The organism is Streptococcus oralis, assembly GCF_023109195.1.
GTDB lineage: Bacteria > Bacillota > Bacilli > Lactobacillales > Streptococcaceae > Streptococcus > Streptococcus oralis_BV.
In genome coordinates, this window is the sequence record NZ_JALDUB010000001.1 from 1,254,695 (window position 1) to 1,269,100 (window position 14,406).

Sequence of the window (14,406 nt, forward strand, 5' to 3'; positions counted from 1 at the left end):
ATTATTCTCCTACAACTTTGATATTTTGAATGTAGACATTCACAGTCTGAGCAGTAATTCCTAGTTGATTTTCTAAACTAAAACGAACACGCTCTTGAATGTTTTTTGACACTTCGCTTATCTTTACTCCGTAGCTCAATACGGTATAAACATCAACTGCAATGCTACCATCTTCGGCTGCTTTTATAACAACACCCTTAGAATAATTTTCCTTACCAAGAAGGGCTTGGAAATTGTCTTTGAGGGCATTTTTACTAGCCATACCGACCACACCAAAAATCTCAGTTGCGGCACCACCTACAACGGTTGCAATCACTTCATCTGTCAGTTCGATTTGACCATCTTTTGTATTAATTTTTACAGTCATTTTTTTACCTCAACTAGTTGATACTCTATTTTATCATATTTCAGCCCAAGTGTAAAAGCAGAATGCTGTATCTGCGGATATTTACTCTATTTTTCAAATGGTTTTATCCTTAGAGCAAAAGAAAAAGACCTAAGCGGTCTTTTCATTTTTATTAAACGCGTTCAACTTTACCTGATTTCAAAGCACGAGCTGAAGCCCAAACTTTTTTAGGTTTACCATCGATAAGAACAGTAACTTTTTGAAGGTTTGGTTTTACGGCACGTTTTGTTTGGTTCATCGCGTGTGAACGGTTGTTTCCTGATACAGTCTTACGACCTGTAAAGTAACATACTTTAGCCATTGTGTTTTCCTCCTATTAGATCTAATATAGCGGATGTGCTAGCACCACATACCGTACTATGTTATCACACTTTCTCGAATTTATCAAGGGCCTAAACTATTTTTTTATTTAACGTAAACAACTCCAAGTTTACCAAAAGCAACTTCCCCACGGATAATCAAGGTTTTGTTTGTTGGCGCTACAGGAGCATCTGCCTTAGCTGCACCAAAGGAGGTTTCTACTTTCAAATCGACACGCCAGTGTTGTGGAACATAGACGGTTGCATTCCCGAAGGCCACTTCAATATTTAAAGTTGCAAAATCACCTAACATCTCTGCATTATCATAGTAGATTTTAGCATCCCCAAAAGCGACTTCCACTTGGTCATCTACGAGATCTTGATCCTGTTTATAGAAGGTCCCGCTACCAAAAGCGACTTCCTTATCCGTGACGACTGTTTTTTTCCCATTGTACCACCATTTTTTTTCATTCCAGAACTTACTTGAGTGAGTAAGATAACCGACACCTAGAACTGCTAAGATACTAGCCCAAAACAAAGACTGGTTTGGAATAGGAAAAATGTTATAAAAATGATTCGCAATCATTAAGGCTACTAGAGCGGTAAAAACTGCTGATGTTAGATGACGACGAAGCAAAGCTTCAACTGATTGGTAAGCAAAAAAAACAATACCTAGTAAAGGCCATATCTTGCCATCCAAAGAAGGAATTCCAAAATTCCCTTGCAGCAAGATCCAAGCTGCTAAAACCAATAAAACAATACCAAATGCTTTCTTTTTCATCTTTTTTACCTCATGTTTCTTAGATTTTCTTTTAGGAGGGATTGGTAATGCCGTGAGACATGAACCTCCTTGTGCGTCTGATAAAAGGAAATGGTCCCCGTTCCTGAAAAGGACTTGTCCACTGAGTAAATCTGACGGATGTTTGCGATCGTTGACTTGGAAACTCGACTAAAATAGCGAGGCAAGATAGACTCCAACTCATAAAGTTTGAGACGAACTTCATAGGCTTCCTTCTGGTTATGAGCGTAGATCTTGCTCCCTTCTGTTTCAAAGAAGAGAATTTCTGACAGGTCTAGATAATATTCACCTGTCCCCTTGTAAAAAGTCAACCTCGGAGCCTTTGACTCTTGCAAAAGTCGTTGCAAGTCTGCAATTTCATCTGTCAAAGTGGGGGTCTTGATGACAATTTCAGTCTCCTCTAAATTGCCGTCAATCTCAATTCGTAACTTCATCACATCTCCTTTCTGACTCTACTATATCAAAGCTAAGTTAGGAATACAAGGGCAAAAAAGCAAGTGGTCAATTTGAAGCAGTAAGTGGTTGTCAGACTAGCTTGACTTACATGTCAAAAAAGGAAGAAAAGAACCCCCCACATGAGACCACAAGCGTAACCAACGACCACATCCTTGGGATAATGAACACCCCCTAAAACCCTCACCAAGCCCAGCAAAGCTGAAAAGAGCAAACATACTAAACCAACAGGTAGACTAGCATGCAGACTGGCCATGGAGATGATAGTTGCCGAAAAAACATGGCGACTGGGCATAGACTGTCCCGAACTATCCTTGTCAAGTAAGGGGGCGATGTCCCAAGTTTCGTAGGGGCGTGGATGATTGATTTTCTTACGAAAGAGGGACAAAATTACAAAGCCTGTAGCAGGGACAAGCAAATAGACCCCGACTTGCTGACCAAGTCCTAGCTGCAGGTAAACGGTAACTAGTAAGGTCAGATAGACCAGGGGCATAGCTACTGTCATCAAACGATTAAAACTAAGCAATAGAAATAAAAGAGTTGGATGGCTAGTTAGTTTGGAGCTAATGTTTCTATACCATTCTTGATAATTTTTCATCTATTCTTCTCACTAACACTTTATTTTTGCCTCTAGGCGAGGCACTTGTCTTCTAGTATAGTGCAGAAAAAGAAGGCCGTCAAGCCTTCTTTTGATTTATTCTTCTGCTTGGTCTTCTGTGAATTGGCTGTTGTAAAGATCCGCATAGAAGCCAGCTTTGCCCATCAATTCCTCATGGTTACCTTGTTCGATGATATTGCCATCTTTCATGACCAAGATTAAGTCAGCATTTCGGATGGTTGACAAGCGGTGGGCGATGACAAAGGAGGTTCTACCCTCCATCAAACGGTCCATGGCTTTTTGAATCAACTCCTCTGTACGTGTGTCAACTGAAGATGTCGCTTCATCCAAAATCAAGAGTGGTGCATCCTTCAGCAAAGCACGAGCAATGGTTAAGAGTTGTTTTTGTCCGACAGACAAAGTCACTGTATCGTCCAAGATAGTGTCGTAACCGTCTGGCAAAGTCATGATAAAGTGGTGGATTCCCACAGCCTTGCTGGCTTCCATCATTCGTTCATCACTGATGTCTGTCTGATTATAGATCAGGTTCTCTCGAATCGTTCCTTCAAAGAGCCAAGTATCCTGCAAGACCATTGAAAAGGCATCATGCACTTCCGAACGCTTCATGTCCTTGGTATCGACACCATCGATGCGGATGCTTCCCTTATCTAGCTCATAGAACTTCATCAAAAGATTGACAATGGTTGTCTTCCCAGCCCCAGTCGGTCCAACAATCGCGACCTTCTGACCTGCATGAGCTGTCGCAGAAAAATCATGGATGATGGTGCGCTCTGGTTTATAGCCAAAGGACACGTGATCAAAGACTACTTCCCCTTTCATGTCGCTCAATTGTCTCTCCTTATGAGATTCATCCTGCATCTCTGCTTCAGCTAGAAATTCTAATACACGTGTCATGGCTGCACTCGCTTGTTGCAAGTTCGTAATCCCTTGGGCAATCTGTGACAGAGGTTGGGAGAAGGTCCGTACGTAAACCATAAAGGCTACAATAATCCCTATTGTGATATGCCCTTCTAACGCCAGCGCGGCCCCAACGATGATGACTAAGACATAACTAAAGTTTCCAACAAAGAACATGGCTGGCATCATGATACCAGAGATAAATTGAGATTTCCAGATACTATCATGCAAGTCTTGGTTTAAATCAGCAAATCTCGCTTTGGAGGTGCCCACTGCGTTGTAGCTGGTCACTACATTATGGCCAGAGTACATCTCTTCCACATAACCATTGACGGCCGCTAGATTATTTTGTTGAGCTTTAAAATAACCCTGTGACTTAGCCATGATTACGGAAACCGCCGCAAAACCAACAAGGGTTGATACAACGGTTACCAATGCCAAAATCCAGTTCATCCCAAACATGGTCACCAAGACAGCAATCAACAAGAAACTAGCTGAAAGAACTGCCCCTAGACTTTGGTTGAGAGATTGCGCTGCTGTATCCACATCATTGGTCACGCGCGAAAGGGTATCTCCTTGTGAATGACGGTCAAAATAGCCAAGTGGCAAACGATTGATTTTTTCAGCGATTGCTGTCCGCAAGCGTTTTGAAAAATGCTGAATGCTCGTTGAAAAGATATAGGCCTGTGTATAATTAAGGATAGCTCCAAATACATACAGAACAACCAAAAATCCAGCAATGTTTGACACAGCTACCAAGTCGATTTCTGTAGCCAAGCCATCTGAAATCAAGTTAGTAATTTCTTTAATCTTAGTTGGACCATAAACGGTAATGATACTTGAAATGACTGCAGCCACAACTGCTATTAGGAGAGGGAGTTGGAGGCCTGCCATATAAGGTTTGCACTGTTTCCAGACCGAAACTTTTTTATTTTCCATCTTCCAATTCCTCCTTCGATAGTTGTGAGTAGGCAATTTCTTGGTAGACTTCGTTAGTAGCTAGAAGTTCTTTGTGGGTGCCTTGTCCCACGACTTTACCTTGATCCAAAACCAAGATCAGGTCGGCATCCATGATGGTTGAGATGCGTTGAGCAACGATTAACTTAGTCAAGGATTGTGTTTTTTCAGCTAATTCTTGGCGCAAGATCCGGTCTGTCTTGTAGTCCAAGGCTGAGAAAGAGTCATCAAAGATAAGAATCTCTGGCTTACGAGCCAAGGCCCGGGCAATAGCCAAGCGTTGTCTTTGACCTCCTGAGAAGTTGGTCCCACCTTGGGCTACTTCAGAGGACAGACCTGCTTCCTTATCCTCGATAAAGTTCTTAGATTGAGCCAATTCCAAAGCTTGCCACATAGCAGGTTCGCTGAGAGGACTTTCTTTACTCTTACCAAAGTCGAGATTACCCTTAACATCTCCAGAAAAGAGCACAGCTTTTTGTGGGATATAGCCGACCTTATTACGCAAGTCTTCCAAGTTGTAATCTTGCACATCGACACCATCTACTAGGATTTGACCAGATGAGACATCATAAAAACGAGGTATTAGGTTGACTAGAGTAGATTTCCCAGATCCAGTTGATCCGATAAAGGCAACTGTTTGACCTGCTTCGGCTTTAAAAGTAACATGTTCCACAACTGCTTCTGAGTTTTGAGAGTATCGGAAGGTTACATCACGGAATTCCACTTGTCCTTGAACTGAAGAATCTGCAGCCTGTGCTTGACTCGGATTCTTAATAGAAGGATGCAAATCCAAAACTTGGTTGATACGTCCTGCAGAAACCAAGGTCCGAGGAAGAACGATAAAGAGTGCTCCTATGAGAAGGAAGCCCATCACGACCTGCATAGCATAGGACATGAAGACTACCATATCACTAAAGAGTGGCAGACGTTCTGTCAAACTTGCATCGTTGATGATATAGGCACCAATCCAGTAAATGGCTAAACTCAATCCACTGGAAATCGCCATCATGATCGGGTTCATAATGGCCATCAATCGATTGACAAAGAGATTGAGACGTGTTACCTCATCGTTAGCTGCTTCAAATTTCTTACCTTGGTAATCCTCGGCATTGTATGCGCGAACAACTCGAATCCCAGTCAAACTTTCACGAGTGATACTATTGAGTTTATCTGTCAATTTTTGGATGACAGATTGTTTAGGAAAAGCCAGAGTCATAAGAACGGTGGTCATCAAGACATTCACAATAACAGCCACAAGGACCGCCCAGAGCCAGTATTCCGATTTCCCAAGGATTTTTCCAATGGCCCAGATAGCCATAATTGGCCCACGAGTAACCACTTGCAAGCCCATGGTAAAGAGCATCTGTACCTGGGTAATATCATTGGTCGTCCGAGTCAAAAGACTTGGGATTGAAAAGCGCTTGATCTCTGTCTGCGAAAAATCTAAAACCTGATGAAATACGTCTCTACGTAGATGGGTTGTATAGGATGCTGCAACGCGAGCGGCAAAGAAACCAACCATAACAGATGAAAAGAAAGCCAATAAAGACAAACCAATCATCTTCGCAGCTGGTGACCAGAGTTCACCCAACTGCGTTCCAGACGTTCCCAGTAATTCTGTAATTTGCGAAATATAAGTCGGCACCTCTAACTCGAGATAGACCGAGAAACAAGTGAACAGAATCGTAAGGACGATCATTCCCCACTCTTTTCCTGTAATACGTTTAGCGAGTTTCTTCATTCTCTCCTCCTATCTTCTCAACATTTTCTTGCAACTGACTGAGGACCTTTTCAAAGATTGCTAAGTCTGACTTTGAAACCCCCTCTAGCAGACTCTGATCAATCCGATCAAAAAAAGCTTTAACTTTTTGCATCTGCGAACGCGATTTCTCCGTCAGGCGAACAAATTTTGCCCGCTTATCACTCGGGCTGGCCTCTAGCTCAACCAAACCATTTTGCACCATGCGCTTGACTAAATTACTCGCCACAGATTTGGTAATATTGAGTTCCTGCTCGATATCCTTAATTAAGACCAGATTTTCAGACTGTTCTTGGCAATCTAAAAAACGCAGAACCTGCCCTTGCGGTCCACCCATAAATTCAATGCCACAACGCTTGGCTTCTTTCTGTACCATCAGATGAACCTGGTGTCCAAAACGTTTGAATATTAACATTGGCTTGTCCATGATTGCTCCTTTCTCACGATAAATATAGTTCTCACAAGAACTATTTAAGTTTCCATGAGAACTATTTTATCATTTTCAGAAAAGATGTCAAGAAAAAAGTTTCTATGAGAACTATCTTGGTTTAAATTGACATTAGGCAATATTTTTTCTATAATAAGCACTAACTACTGTGGATAGAAATCCATTCACTCGATGAAGGGAGAAAACTTTCAAATGAAACCAGAAGAACAAAGAGTTTTAGGAATCTTAGCAACCATTTTTGGAGCTATCGCACTTTTAGGGTCCTGGATTCCATTTATTAACTATCTATCGTTTTTCATCGCCATCGTAGCATTTATCTTGGGGATTATCGGCCTTATCGTCAACCTCAAAAAGCGGAAAACAATGGCTATTATTGGAACATCCCTGGCAGTTGCCTCTGTTGTACTTTTCTTTACGACCCAGGTACTGTACGCTAATGTCTACAAAGAGTTTGTCAGGGAGTTTAACCGTTCCTACAGCGAGGCGAGTGCCTCAATGGAACGCGAAGAAGAAAGCGACTTGACAGATGATAGCGCCTATTCCATCCCTGAGGAGGAAGAAGACGACACCTTCACCTGGACCCAAGAACAGTTCGACGCCTTAATCGAAGGTGACCTTGACAACAAAGGAAAAGGTGGTACCAACTACAAGGATATTATCAAAAAACACGGACTACCAGACTCCGAGTTTGACTCCACTATCGGAGGTTATAATACGAGAAAAATCACCTATATCTCCATTGGAGACAAGATCAAGACCGTTACCCTAACTTTTGCAAAAGATGACAATGGGCAGCTCTTGCTCGTCCAAAAACATGCAGTTGGTCTAGGTCAAGGAAAAAGCAAGCAACAAAACGATTCTGAAAGCAGAGTCTAAGTTCAAATATCAAAAAAACGAACAGCTAGTAAAACTGTTCGTTTTTCTATTAGAATCCATCTACGTTTGTGTAGATCTTTTGTACGTCTTCGTCGTCCTCAAGAACGCTGTAAAGTTTTTCAAAGGTTTCAAGGTCTTCGCCTGACAATTCCACTTCAGACTGAGGAATCATTTCCAATTCAGTCACTTGGAATTCTTCGATACCAGACTCACGAAGGGCAACGATAGCCTTGTGAAGGTCTGTTGGAGCTGTGTAAACAGTGATTGTTCCTTCTTCTGCTTCTACATCGTCCACATCCACATCTGCTTCTAGCAATTGCTCAAAGACTGCATCAGCGTCCTCACCCGCAAATACGATCACACCCTTGTTATCAAAGAGGTATGAAACTGAACCTGAAGCACCCATGTTTCCGCCGTTTTTACCAAAAGCTGCACGGACATTGGCTGCGGTACGGTTGACGTTTGAAGTCAAGGTATCCACAATCAACATAGAACCATTTGGTCCAAAACCTTCGTAACGTCCTTCTGTAAAGGTTTCGTCTGTGTTTCCTTTTGCTTTATCAATCGCTTTATCGATAACGTGTTTTGGCACTTGGGCTTGTTTCGCACGGTCGATAACGAATTTCAAAGCAGTGTTTGATTCTGGGTCTGGATCACCTTTTTTAGCTGCTACATAGATTTCTACACCAAATTTTGCATATACTTTAGAGTTAGCTCCATCTTTAGCCGTTTTCTTGGCTACGATATTGGCCCATTTACGTCCCATTAGGAATCTCCTTTTTTCACATTTTAATCTTTCTTATTATAACACAAGTTTTTTCGATTTTCACTAGAGGAAATGGATTTTATTCAGCAAATCCAGCTAGGATTGTCCTTTGGCTGCCAAGATTGCCTTGCCTTCTTTTATCAGGGGATGGCGGAAAAGTGAAAAGTACAGTTGGGTGGTCATGGCAACCCAGATAAGGGGTTCACAAAGGATAACTCCCCTATAGCCTGCCCAAGGGATAATCAAAACTACAAAAACAATTTTCCCGATTAGTTCTATAAAGCTGGAAACTAGAGGAAGGACTTTCTGCCCCAATCCCTGCAAGCAATTCCGATAAATCAGCAAAAGGCTCAAAATCGGATAAAAGACTGAACTGATTTGCAGGTAAAGACTACCATTTTCTACCAAGTATCCATCCGTCGAACTGGCCAAGAAGGAAACCAAGCTAGGACTGGCAAAAAAGAGGAAAATACAAATAAAACCTGCCCAGAACATGCTCAAACGACTCCCAACACCAAGGCCTTGAACTATGCGGTCTGGTCGCTTGGCCCCGAGATTTTGAGAGGCAAAGGTCGTCATAGCAGAAGAAATAGCCGTCATCGGAAGCAGAGCAAAAGCCATAATGCGTCTAGCTGCTGTTTGAGCACTAATAATCACAGCTCCAAAAGTATTGACAGAAGACTGTAAAATCACACTACCTATGGACACAATGGAACTCATCAAACCCATAGCCAAACCTTGCTCCAAGAGATCCGCATACAAGGCCTTGTTCCATTTAAAATGCTTGAGTTGAGGAAGTAGTTCTGGAACACTCTTACGGATATAGTAAAAACAGAGAACCGCTGACAATCCTTGCGAAATAATGGTAGCAAGTCCCGCAGATTGAACACCCAGTTGCAGTTGCGTAATAAAATAGAGATCGAGAATCACATTGACCAGAGCAGAGAAAATCAGAAAACCAAGCGCAGCCAGACTGTCACCAATAGACCGCAACAAGCCAGCAAAGAGATTATAGGCAAAACTAACTCCGACACAGGTCACAATCATGGAAATATATTGATAGGACTGGGGAAGTATTTCTGCAGGGGTATCTAAATATTGCAAGAGTGGATACAGGCCGACAAAGCCCATCAACATAACAAAAACACTGAGAAACCCTCCTAAAATCCAGGTTGTAGCAACCGCTTCCTTGATTTTGGTGAAATTACGAGCCCCATAATAGCGGGCAATGACGATCCCCATGCCATTTCCAACACCAAGCGTAAAGCCTATAATCAAGTCAAAAATGGCTGTAGTAGCTCCTACTGCAGCCAAGGATTCTTGGCCAAGAAATCGCCCAACAATCAAGACATCAGCTGTATTATAAAGCTGTTGGAAAATATTTGACAGCAAGATTGGAAAGGCAAAGCTTAACAGCGCAGGAAGAATAGGACCATGTATCAAGTCCACGGATCGTTTCTTATTCATAAAGCTATTATATCAGCTTTCTAAAGGAGCGACAAGGCTCTGTTACTAAGTTTGCAATCAATTGCTTACAGAGAGACAATTTGCTATAATCAAGAAAAGGAGTTCATTTATGAGTTTGACCAGTCAATTAATTACCGATGTATTTCCTGATCTGGATAAGGTTGAAAAGCTAAACAAAGAAGCTTTTCCCGAGGAAGAACGAGTCCCTCTGTCTGAGTTCTTGCGCTATCAGGACCGAGAAGACGCTCACTTTTTTGCCTTTTATAACCAAGAAGAGTTTGTCGGCTTTGCTTTTGCCATCTCCAATCCAAAGGCCTTCTATATCAGTTTTTTTGCCATCATGCCCCACCTGAGAAGCCACGGGTATGGAAAGGAAATCATCGAAAAGCTGACTGATTTTTACCAGCGAACCATGTTACTCGAAGTCGAGCGATTGGATGAAGAATGCGATAACTTGGAGCAAAGGAAGGCTAGAATGGACTTCTATCGACAAAATGGCTTTAAAACAGCCAACGCTTTCCTTGAGTACGATGGTTTGAGTTTTGAAATCCTCTATCGTGGCGACTATTTTGACGAAGAAGCCTATCGCGACATCTTCCAAAAGTTACAAAATGAACATTATTTTGACTTTCATATAAAGTATCGTCGTTTTAGTGACCATTAAACAAGACTTATCCTTCTGGTGAAGAACCTCTCTTTTTCGATAGAAGCTACATATAAAAATGCATGTAATCTACGATTACATGCATTTTTTATTTTCAACTGATCAGAATAAACTTTTATTCTCTCTATGGCTTAAGCCTCTGCATTGCCTTCTGGAAGAAGGAAGTAGAGAACAGCATAAGCTAAGATTCCAGAACCACCAAGTAGAGTGAAGATGATCCAAAGTGCACGAACAAGTGTGTGGTCCATGTTAAAGTAGTCTCCTTTTTATAGAATGATTTAATTTTATCATCAAATTAAAAAAATTGCAACAGTTTTTTTAATTTTTTTGATTAAATACTCTTTTATTACGCTTTTGAAGCCTATGGAGACTTAATAATTAAACATAAAAAGCAGAGATAGACTTCTCCGCTTTCATTTTTAATCTTCAATTTCGATTTCAAGTCCGTCGCCTAGGTCAAGCGTTACTTCTTGGTTAGGTGCTAGATCTTCAGCAACAGAGGTAGGAGTTGTCCCTTCTTCATCTTCAATCAAGCCATATTGAACACGGACTTGATGGTCAATGGCATCAAAGATTTCTGGGTGATCCGCCAAGTATTTCTTAGCATTTTCAGATCCTTGTCCGATTTTTTCACCCTTGTAAGAGTACCATGCTCCCGCTTTTTGGATGATATCGAGATCACTTGCAATCTTCAAGAGCTCACCAGTCTTAGAAATCCCTTCTCCGTACATGATTTCAACAAAGGCTTCCTTAAATGGTGGAGCCACCTTGTTTTTCACGACCTTGATCTTGGTTTCCTTACCGACATTGGTATCTTTTTGGTCACCAGTTCCCTTGATTTGCGTACTTCCACGAACATCCAAACGGACTGAAGCGTAGAATTTCAAAGCACGCCCACCAGGTGTTGTTTCTGGATTTCCAAACATAACCCCAACTTTTTCACGCAATTGGTTGATAAAGATGGCAATTGTTTTGGTTTTATTGATAGAAGCTCCGAGTTTACGCATGGCCTGACTCATCATACGAGCCTGCAAACCAACGTGACTGTCTCCAATATCCCCATCAATTTCCGCACGAGGTACAAGGGCCGCAACTGAGTCGATAACGACAAGGTCAACTGCACCTGAGTCAATCAATTTTCCAGCAATTTCAAGACCTTGTTCACCTGAGTCTGGTTGTGACAAGAGTAATTCGTCAATGTTCACACCAAGGGCTGCAGCATAGGCTGGGTCAAGAGCATGTTCCGCATCGATAAAGGCTGCAATACCGCCTTCTTTCTGTGCTTGCGCAACAGCGTGAAGGGCAACCGTTGTCTTACCAGATGATTCTGGTCCATAGATTTCGATGATACGTCCTTTAGGATAACCACCTGAACCAAGAGCAATATCCAGAGCCAATGAGCCTGAGCTCATCACTTGCACCTTTTGCTCCGCGCGCTCACCCAAGCGCATGATTGAACCCTTACCAAAGTCTTTCTCAATCAATTTAAGAGCATCGTTCAATGCTTTTTCACGGTCAGCTCCAAATTTTTTCCCAATTTCATCTAATTTTTTTGTTGGTTTTTTCGCCATTTTGTTCTCCTATATTCTACTGGTCCTTAGACCTATCTTTCATTATACCAAAATTTAGTCACTTAATAAAGCCTTGCGAACTAGGTTAAAGGCATGCATGACCGCAATATGTCGAACATCTGCTCGACTCCGTCCTGCAATATTGGCCTTGATCACCTCTGTCCCTTTTGCATGTGCCAATCCAATAAAAACTGTACCAGCTGGATGCCCCTCTAGGCTATCTGGCCCTGCCACACCCGTCAAACTAACTCCATAATCAGACTGAGTCTTGATCCGTGCCTGCTCTGCCATTTTTCGAGCCGTAAACCCAGAAACAACCCCGTGTTCTTTTAGCTCTTGCTCGGAAATATCCAACATCTTGGACTTTTCTTCTAGGCTGTAAGTGACAAAACCGCCATTAAAGATTGCTGAGACGCCCGAAAAGTCTGCTAATGTCGCTTGAAAGAGACCTGCCGTCAAGCTTTCTGCCGCAGTAATGCTTTTCTGTCTCTTCTTTAGCTCTTCTACAACGACACTTGCGAGACTGGTTTCTTCCCCATATCCATAACAGATGTCTCGTAGAGAAATTCCCTCGAAAGTTTGGCGACTCAAGATTTGATTTTCTAAGATATCCAGTGCTTGATCAGCCCTTTCTTGACTAACTGCTTTTGTAGACAAACGCAAGGTCACTTCTCCCGTCTTGGCATACGGCGCCAAGGTCGGATCGGTTTGATGGTCAATCAAATCCGCCAAAATGGTCACCAACTGACTCTCCCCAATTCCAAAGAAACGGAGCACTCGTGAGTATAACTTGGTACCAGTCATTAACTTGGGTAAGAGTTGATTTAAGACCATGGGTTTCAATTCACTAGGTGGTCCTGGGAGGACCACGTAGGTCACGCCATCCACTTCTGACACCCCTCCTACTGCTAAACCTGTCTCATTTGGCAGTGGAGTCGCCCCTTCTACAATTTGGGCTTGGCGCTCATTATTCGGTGTCCGAGCATAGTCAGGTCTATGAGCAAAGAAAATATCCAGTTTCTCTTGCGCTTGAGGGTCAAACACTAGATCTTTTCCCAAAAATTTTGCCAGGGTTTGTTTGGTCAAATCATCCTCGGTTGGTCCCAAGCCCCCTGTCAAAATCACAAGATTACTACGTTGACTCGCAATCTCAAGCAAGGACAAAAGACGAGCTTCATTATCTCCAACAGCTGTTTGGAAGTAGACATCTACCCCGATTTCGGCTAGTTTCTCTGATAAAAACTGAGCATTGGTATTGACAATCTGCCCTGTTAAAATTTCTGTTCCAACAGCAATAATTTCTGCTTTCATGTTTCCTCCTACTTATCTATTCGAATTTTTTTGAAAAAATCGCAGGAAATTTCCCACGATTTGATTCTTTTCTTATTCTGCTTCTTCGTTTGAAGCGTTCGTACTGGTTGAAGGTGCTGTCCGACCAAAGGCTGTTTCGTACAGTACCGCATTGGTTTCCAATTCTGTCACTGGCTCTTTACCTAGCGAACTACGCAAGAGATTTTGCATTTCGAGCATATGTTCTGAAGTGACAATCTGATAAGAAATTCCCTGTAGCTCAGCATCTTCCCCACGCAATTGATGCGTTTCGATATTCTTGAAGGAATCTTGATAGCCGAGCAATTGTGGAATGCTCTTAGCTGACAAGTCCACATTGGTCTGCATGTTATCACTCAAAGCTTTGAGGATACCTTGATAATGACTCACACTGTTTAGGCTCAAAACTTTCTCAACGATTTTTTGAATGACTTCCCGTTGACGTTTTTGACGACCATAGTCTCCTTCAGGGTCTTGGTAACGCATCCGTGAATACACCAGGGCTTCCTCACCATTCAAGGTTTGTTCTCCAACACCGATGGAAATCTTATTAAACTCTTCTTGGTCAGCAATCGAAATTGGGAAACCAAGTGTATTGTTGACAGTGATCCCACCAACTGCATCCACCAATTGTTGAAGTCCCTGCATGTTAACCATCACATAGCGGTCAATGTGGATATTCATCATCTTTTGAATAGTAGAAATTGCAAGTTCCGCACCACCATTAGCATAGGCCGCATTGAGTTTAGCTTCCTGAACTTGACCGTTTCCAGTCTCAATCTTGGTCAAAATATCCCGTTCCAAACTCATCATAGTGGTTTTCTTGGTTTTGGGATTAACCGTCAGGAGAATCATGGAATCACTATTTCCCGCCCACGGGTCTGTACGTTCTACATTTCCCGTATCTACCCCCATCAAGAGGATGGTCAGAGGCTCAGTCGCTTCGATAACGTTGGTTTCTTCCCCGATTTTTTTATAAGTCTTTTCACTCAAGGTTGCTGTTCCTTGTTGGAAAATGGTGTAACCATAAACCGCTACACCTACAACTGTTACTGCTAGAAAAGCTAGCACCATTCCAATTAATTTTTTGATCATC

15 protein-coding genes and 1 pseudogene are annotated in these 14,406 nt (G+C 42.2%); 2 read left to right on the forward strand and 14 right to left on the reverse strand.

Annotation, left to right across the window (positions count from 1 at the left end; genetic code table 11):
• Position 1: 1 nt before the first annotated feature.
• The 8 genes from M1F65_RS05970 to M1F65_RS06005 all read right to left on the reverse strand — a co-directional run bounded on the left by M1F65_RS05970 (position 2) and on the right by M1F65_RS06005 (position 6,616).
• Positions 2-367, reverse strand: coding sequence for an Asp23/Gls24 family envelope stress response protein (locus M1F65_RS05970; protein WP_000216434.1), 366 nt, complete (start codon positions 365-367; stop codon positions 2-4).
• 151 nt (positions 368-518) lie between these two features.
• Positions 519-707 (reverse strand): 50S ribosomal protein L28, encoded by a 189-nt coding sequence (gene rpmB, locus M1F65_RS05975; RefSeq protein ID WP_001140948.1) that lies wholly within the window; start codon positions 705-707, stop codon positions 519-521.
• Between the two features lie 104 nt (positions 708-811).
• On the reverse strand, positions 812-1,486 hold the full coding sequence (locus M1F65_RS05980) for a LiaF transmembrane domain-containing protein (protein ID WP_000725755.1): 675 nt from the start codon (positions 1,484-1,486) through the stop codon (positions 812-814).
• 5 nt (positions 1,487-1,491) lie between these two features.
• Positions 1,492-1,938 (reverse strand): LytTR family DNA-binding domain-containing protein, encoded by a 447-nt coding sequence (locus tag M1F65_RS05985; RefSeq protein ID WP_000776591.1) that lies wholly within the window; start codon positions 1,936-1,938, stop codon positions 1,492-1,494.
• 113 nt (positions 1,939-2,051) lie between these two features.
• Complete coding sequence (locus M1F65_RS05990) at positions 2,052-2,555, reverse strand: phosphatase PAP2 family protein (RefSeq protein WP_049489483.1); 504 nt, start codon at positions 2,553-2,555, stop codon at positions 2,052-2,054.
• Between the two features lie 96 nt (positions 2,556-2,651).
• Positions 2,652-4,412 (reverse strand): ABC transporter ATP-binding protein, encoded by a 1,761-nt coding sequence (locus M1F65_RS05995; protein WP_049489481.1) that lies wholly within the window; start codon positions 4,410-4,412, stop codon positions 2,652-2,654.
• Positions 4,402-6,171 carry an ABC transporter ATP-binding protein gene (locus M1F65_RS06000; protein ID WP_247925635.1) on the reverse strand — a complete coding sequence of 590 codons (1,770 nt, stop codon included), beginning with the start codon at positions 6,169-6,171 and terminating at the stop codon, positions 4,402-4,404. The genes M1F65_RS05995 and M1F65_RS06000 overlap by 11 nt, the downstream gene beginning before the upstream one ends.
• Entirely contained in the window at positions 6,155-6,616 is a 462-nt protein-coding gene (locus M1F65_RS06005; protein WP_042902930.1) for a MarR family winged helix-turn-helix transcriptional regulator, read from the reverse strand. The genes M1F65_RS06000 and M1F65_RS06005 overlap by 17 nt, the downstream gene beginning before the upstream one ends.
• A 192-nt stretch (positions 6,617-6,808) precedes the next feature.
• On the opposite strand from M1F65_RS06005, the gene M1F65_RS06010 reads away from it, so the two are divergent.
• Positions 6,809-7,513: a CD20-like domain-containing protein gene (locus M1F65_RS06010; protein WP_042902931.1), complete on the forward strand. Its 705-nt coding sequence runs from the start codon at positions 6,809-6,811 to the stop codon at positions 7,511-7,513.
• Between the two features lie 49 nt (positions 7,514-7,562).
• Here the strand turns inward: M1F65_RS06010 and M1F65_RS06015 are convergent, their stop codons facing one another.
• Positions 7,563-8,279, reverse strand: a complete 717-nt coding sequence (locus M1F65_RS06015) for a YebC/PmpR family DNA-binding transcriptional regulator (protein WP_000532894.1) — start codon at positions 8,277-8,279, stop codon at positions 7,563-7,565.
• Positions 8,280-8,375: 96 nt separating this feature from the next.
• Positions 8,376-9,746, reverse strand: a complete 1,371-nt coding sequence (locus tag M1F65_RS06020) for an MATE family efflux transporter (protein WP_070696032.1) — start codon at positions 9,744-9,746, stop codon at positions 8,376-8,378.
• Between the two features lie 109 nt (positions 9,747-9,855).
• Between M1F65_RS06020 and M1F65_RS06025 the strand changes: the two genes are divergently transcribed.
• On the forward strand, positions 9,856-10,410 hold the full coding sequence (locus tag M1F65_RS06025) for a GNAT family N-acetyltransferase (RefSeq protein WP_247925636.1): 555 nt from the start codon (positions 9,856-9,858) through the stop codon (positions 10,408-10,410).
• 131 nt (positions 10,411-10,541) lie between these two features.
• Here M1F65_RS06025 and M1F65_RS06030 read toward each other — a convergent pair.
• The 4 genes and pseudogenes from M1F65_RS06030 to lytR form a co-directional block, all read right to left on the reverse strand.
• Positions 10,542-10,661, reverse strand: a pseudogene (locus M1F65_RS06030) (PspC domain-containing protein); the annotation flags it as partial.
• A gap of 168 nt (positions 10,662-10,829) precedes the next feature.
• Entirely contained in the window at positions 10,830-11,981 is a 1,152-nt protein-coding gene (gene recA, locus M1F65_RS06035; RefSeq protein ID WP_001085517.1) for a recombinase RecA, read from the reverse strand.
• A gap of 54 nt (positions 11,982-12,035) precedes the next feature.
• Positions 12,036-13,292, reverse strand: a complete 1,257-nt coding sequence (locus M1F65_RS06040) for a competence/damage-inducible protein A (protein ID WP_042902935.1) — start codon at positions 13,290-13,292, stop codon at positions 12,036-12,038.
• 72 nt (positions 13,293-13,364) lie between these two features.
• Entirely contained in the window at positions 13,365-14,405 is a 1,041-nt protein-coding gene (lytR, locus tag M1F65_RS06045; protein WP_000592170.1) for a glycopolymer--peptidoglycan transferase LytR, read from the reverse strand.
• Position 14,406 lies beyond the last annotated feature (1 nt).

Excerpts from the sequence above, each read along its gene's own strand:
- M1F65_RS05970 (WP_000216434.1), bottom strand. The coding sequence starts at position 367 with ATGACTGTAAAAATTAATACAAAAGATGGTCAAATCGAACTGACAGAT.
- rpmB (WP_001140948.1), bottom strand. The coding sequence starts at position 707 with ATGGCTAAAGTATGTTACTTTACAGGTCGTAAGACTGTATCAGGAAAC.
- M1F65_RS05980 (WP_000725755.1), bottom strand. The coding sequence starts at position 1,486 with ATGAAAAAGAAAGCATTTGGTATTGTTTTATTGGTTTTAGCAGCTTGG.
- M1F65_RS05985 (WP_000776591.1), bottom strand. The coding sequence starts at position 1,938 with ATGAAGTTACGAATTGAGATTGACGGCAATTTAGAGGAGACTGAAATT.
- M1F65_RS05990 (WP_049489483.1), bottom strand. The coding sequence starts at position 2,555 with ATGAAAAATTATCAAGAATGGTATAGAAACATTAGCTCCAAACTAACT.
- M1F65_RS05995 (WP_049489481.1), bottom strand. The coding sequence starts at position 4,412 with ATGGAAAATAAAAAAGTTTCGGTCTGGAAACAGTGCAAACCTTATATG.
- M1F65_RS06000 (WP_247925635.1), bottom strand. The coding sequence starts at position 6,171 with ATGAAGAAACTCGCTAAACGTATTACAGGAAAAGAGTGGGGAATGATC.
- M1F65_RS06005 (WP_042902930.1), bottom strand. The coding sequence starts at position 6,616 with ATGGACAAGCCAATGTTAATATTCAAACGTTTTGGACACCAGGTTCAT.
- M1F65_RS06010 (WP_042902931.1), top strand. The coding sequence starts at position 6,809 with ATGAAGGGAGAAAACTTTCAAATGAAACCAGAAGAACAAAGAGTTTTA.
- M1F65_RS06015 (WP_000532894.1), bottom strand. The coding sequence starts at position 8,279 with ATGGGACGTAAATGGGCCAATATCGTAGCCAAGAAAACGGCTAAAGAT.
- M1F65_RS06020 (WP_070696032.1), bottom strand. The coding sequence starts at position 9,746 with ATGAATAAGAAACGATCCGTGGACTTGATACATGGTCCTATTCTTCCT.
- M1F65_RS06025 (WP_247925636.1), top strand. The coding sequence starts at position 9,856 with ATGAGTTTGACCAGTCAATTAATTACCGATGTATTTCCTGATCTGGAT.
- recA (WP_001085517.1), bottom strand. The coding sequence starts at position 11,981 with ATGGCGAAAAAACCAACAAAAAAATTAGATGAAATTGGGAAAAAATTT.
- M1F65_RS06040 (WP_042902935.1), bottom strand. The coding sequence starts at position 13,292 with ATGAAAGCAGAAATTATTGCTGTTGGAACAGAAATTTTAACAGGGCAG.
- lytR (WP_000592170.1), bottom strand. The coding sequence starts at position 14,405 with ATGATCAAAAAATTAATTGGAATGGTGCTAGCTTTTCTAGCAGTAACA.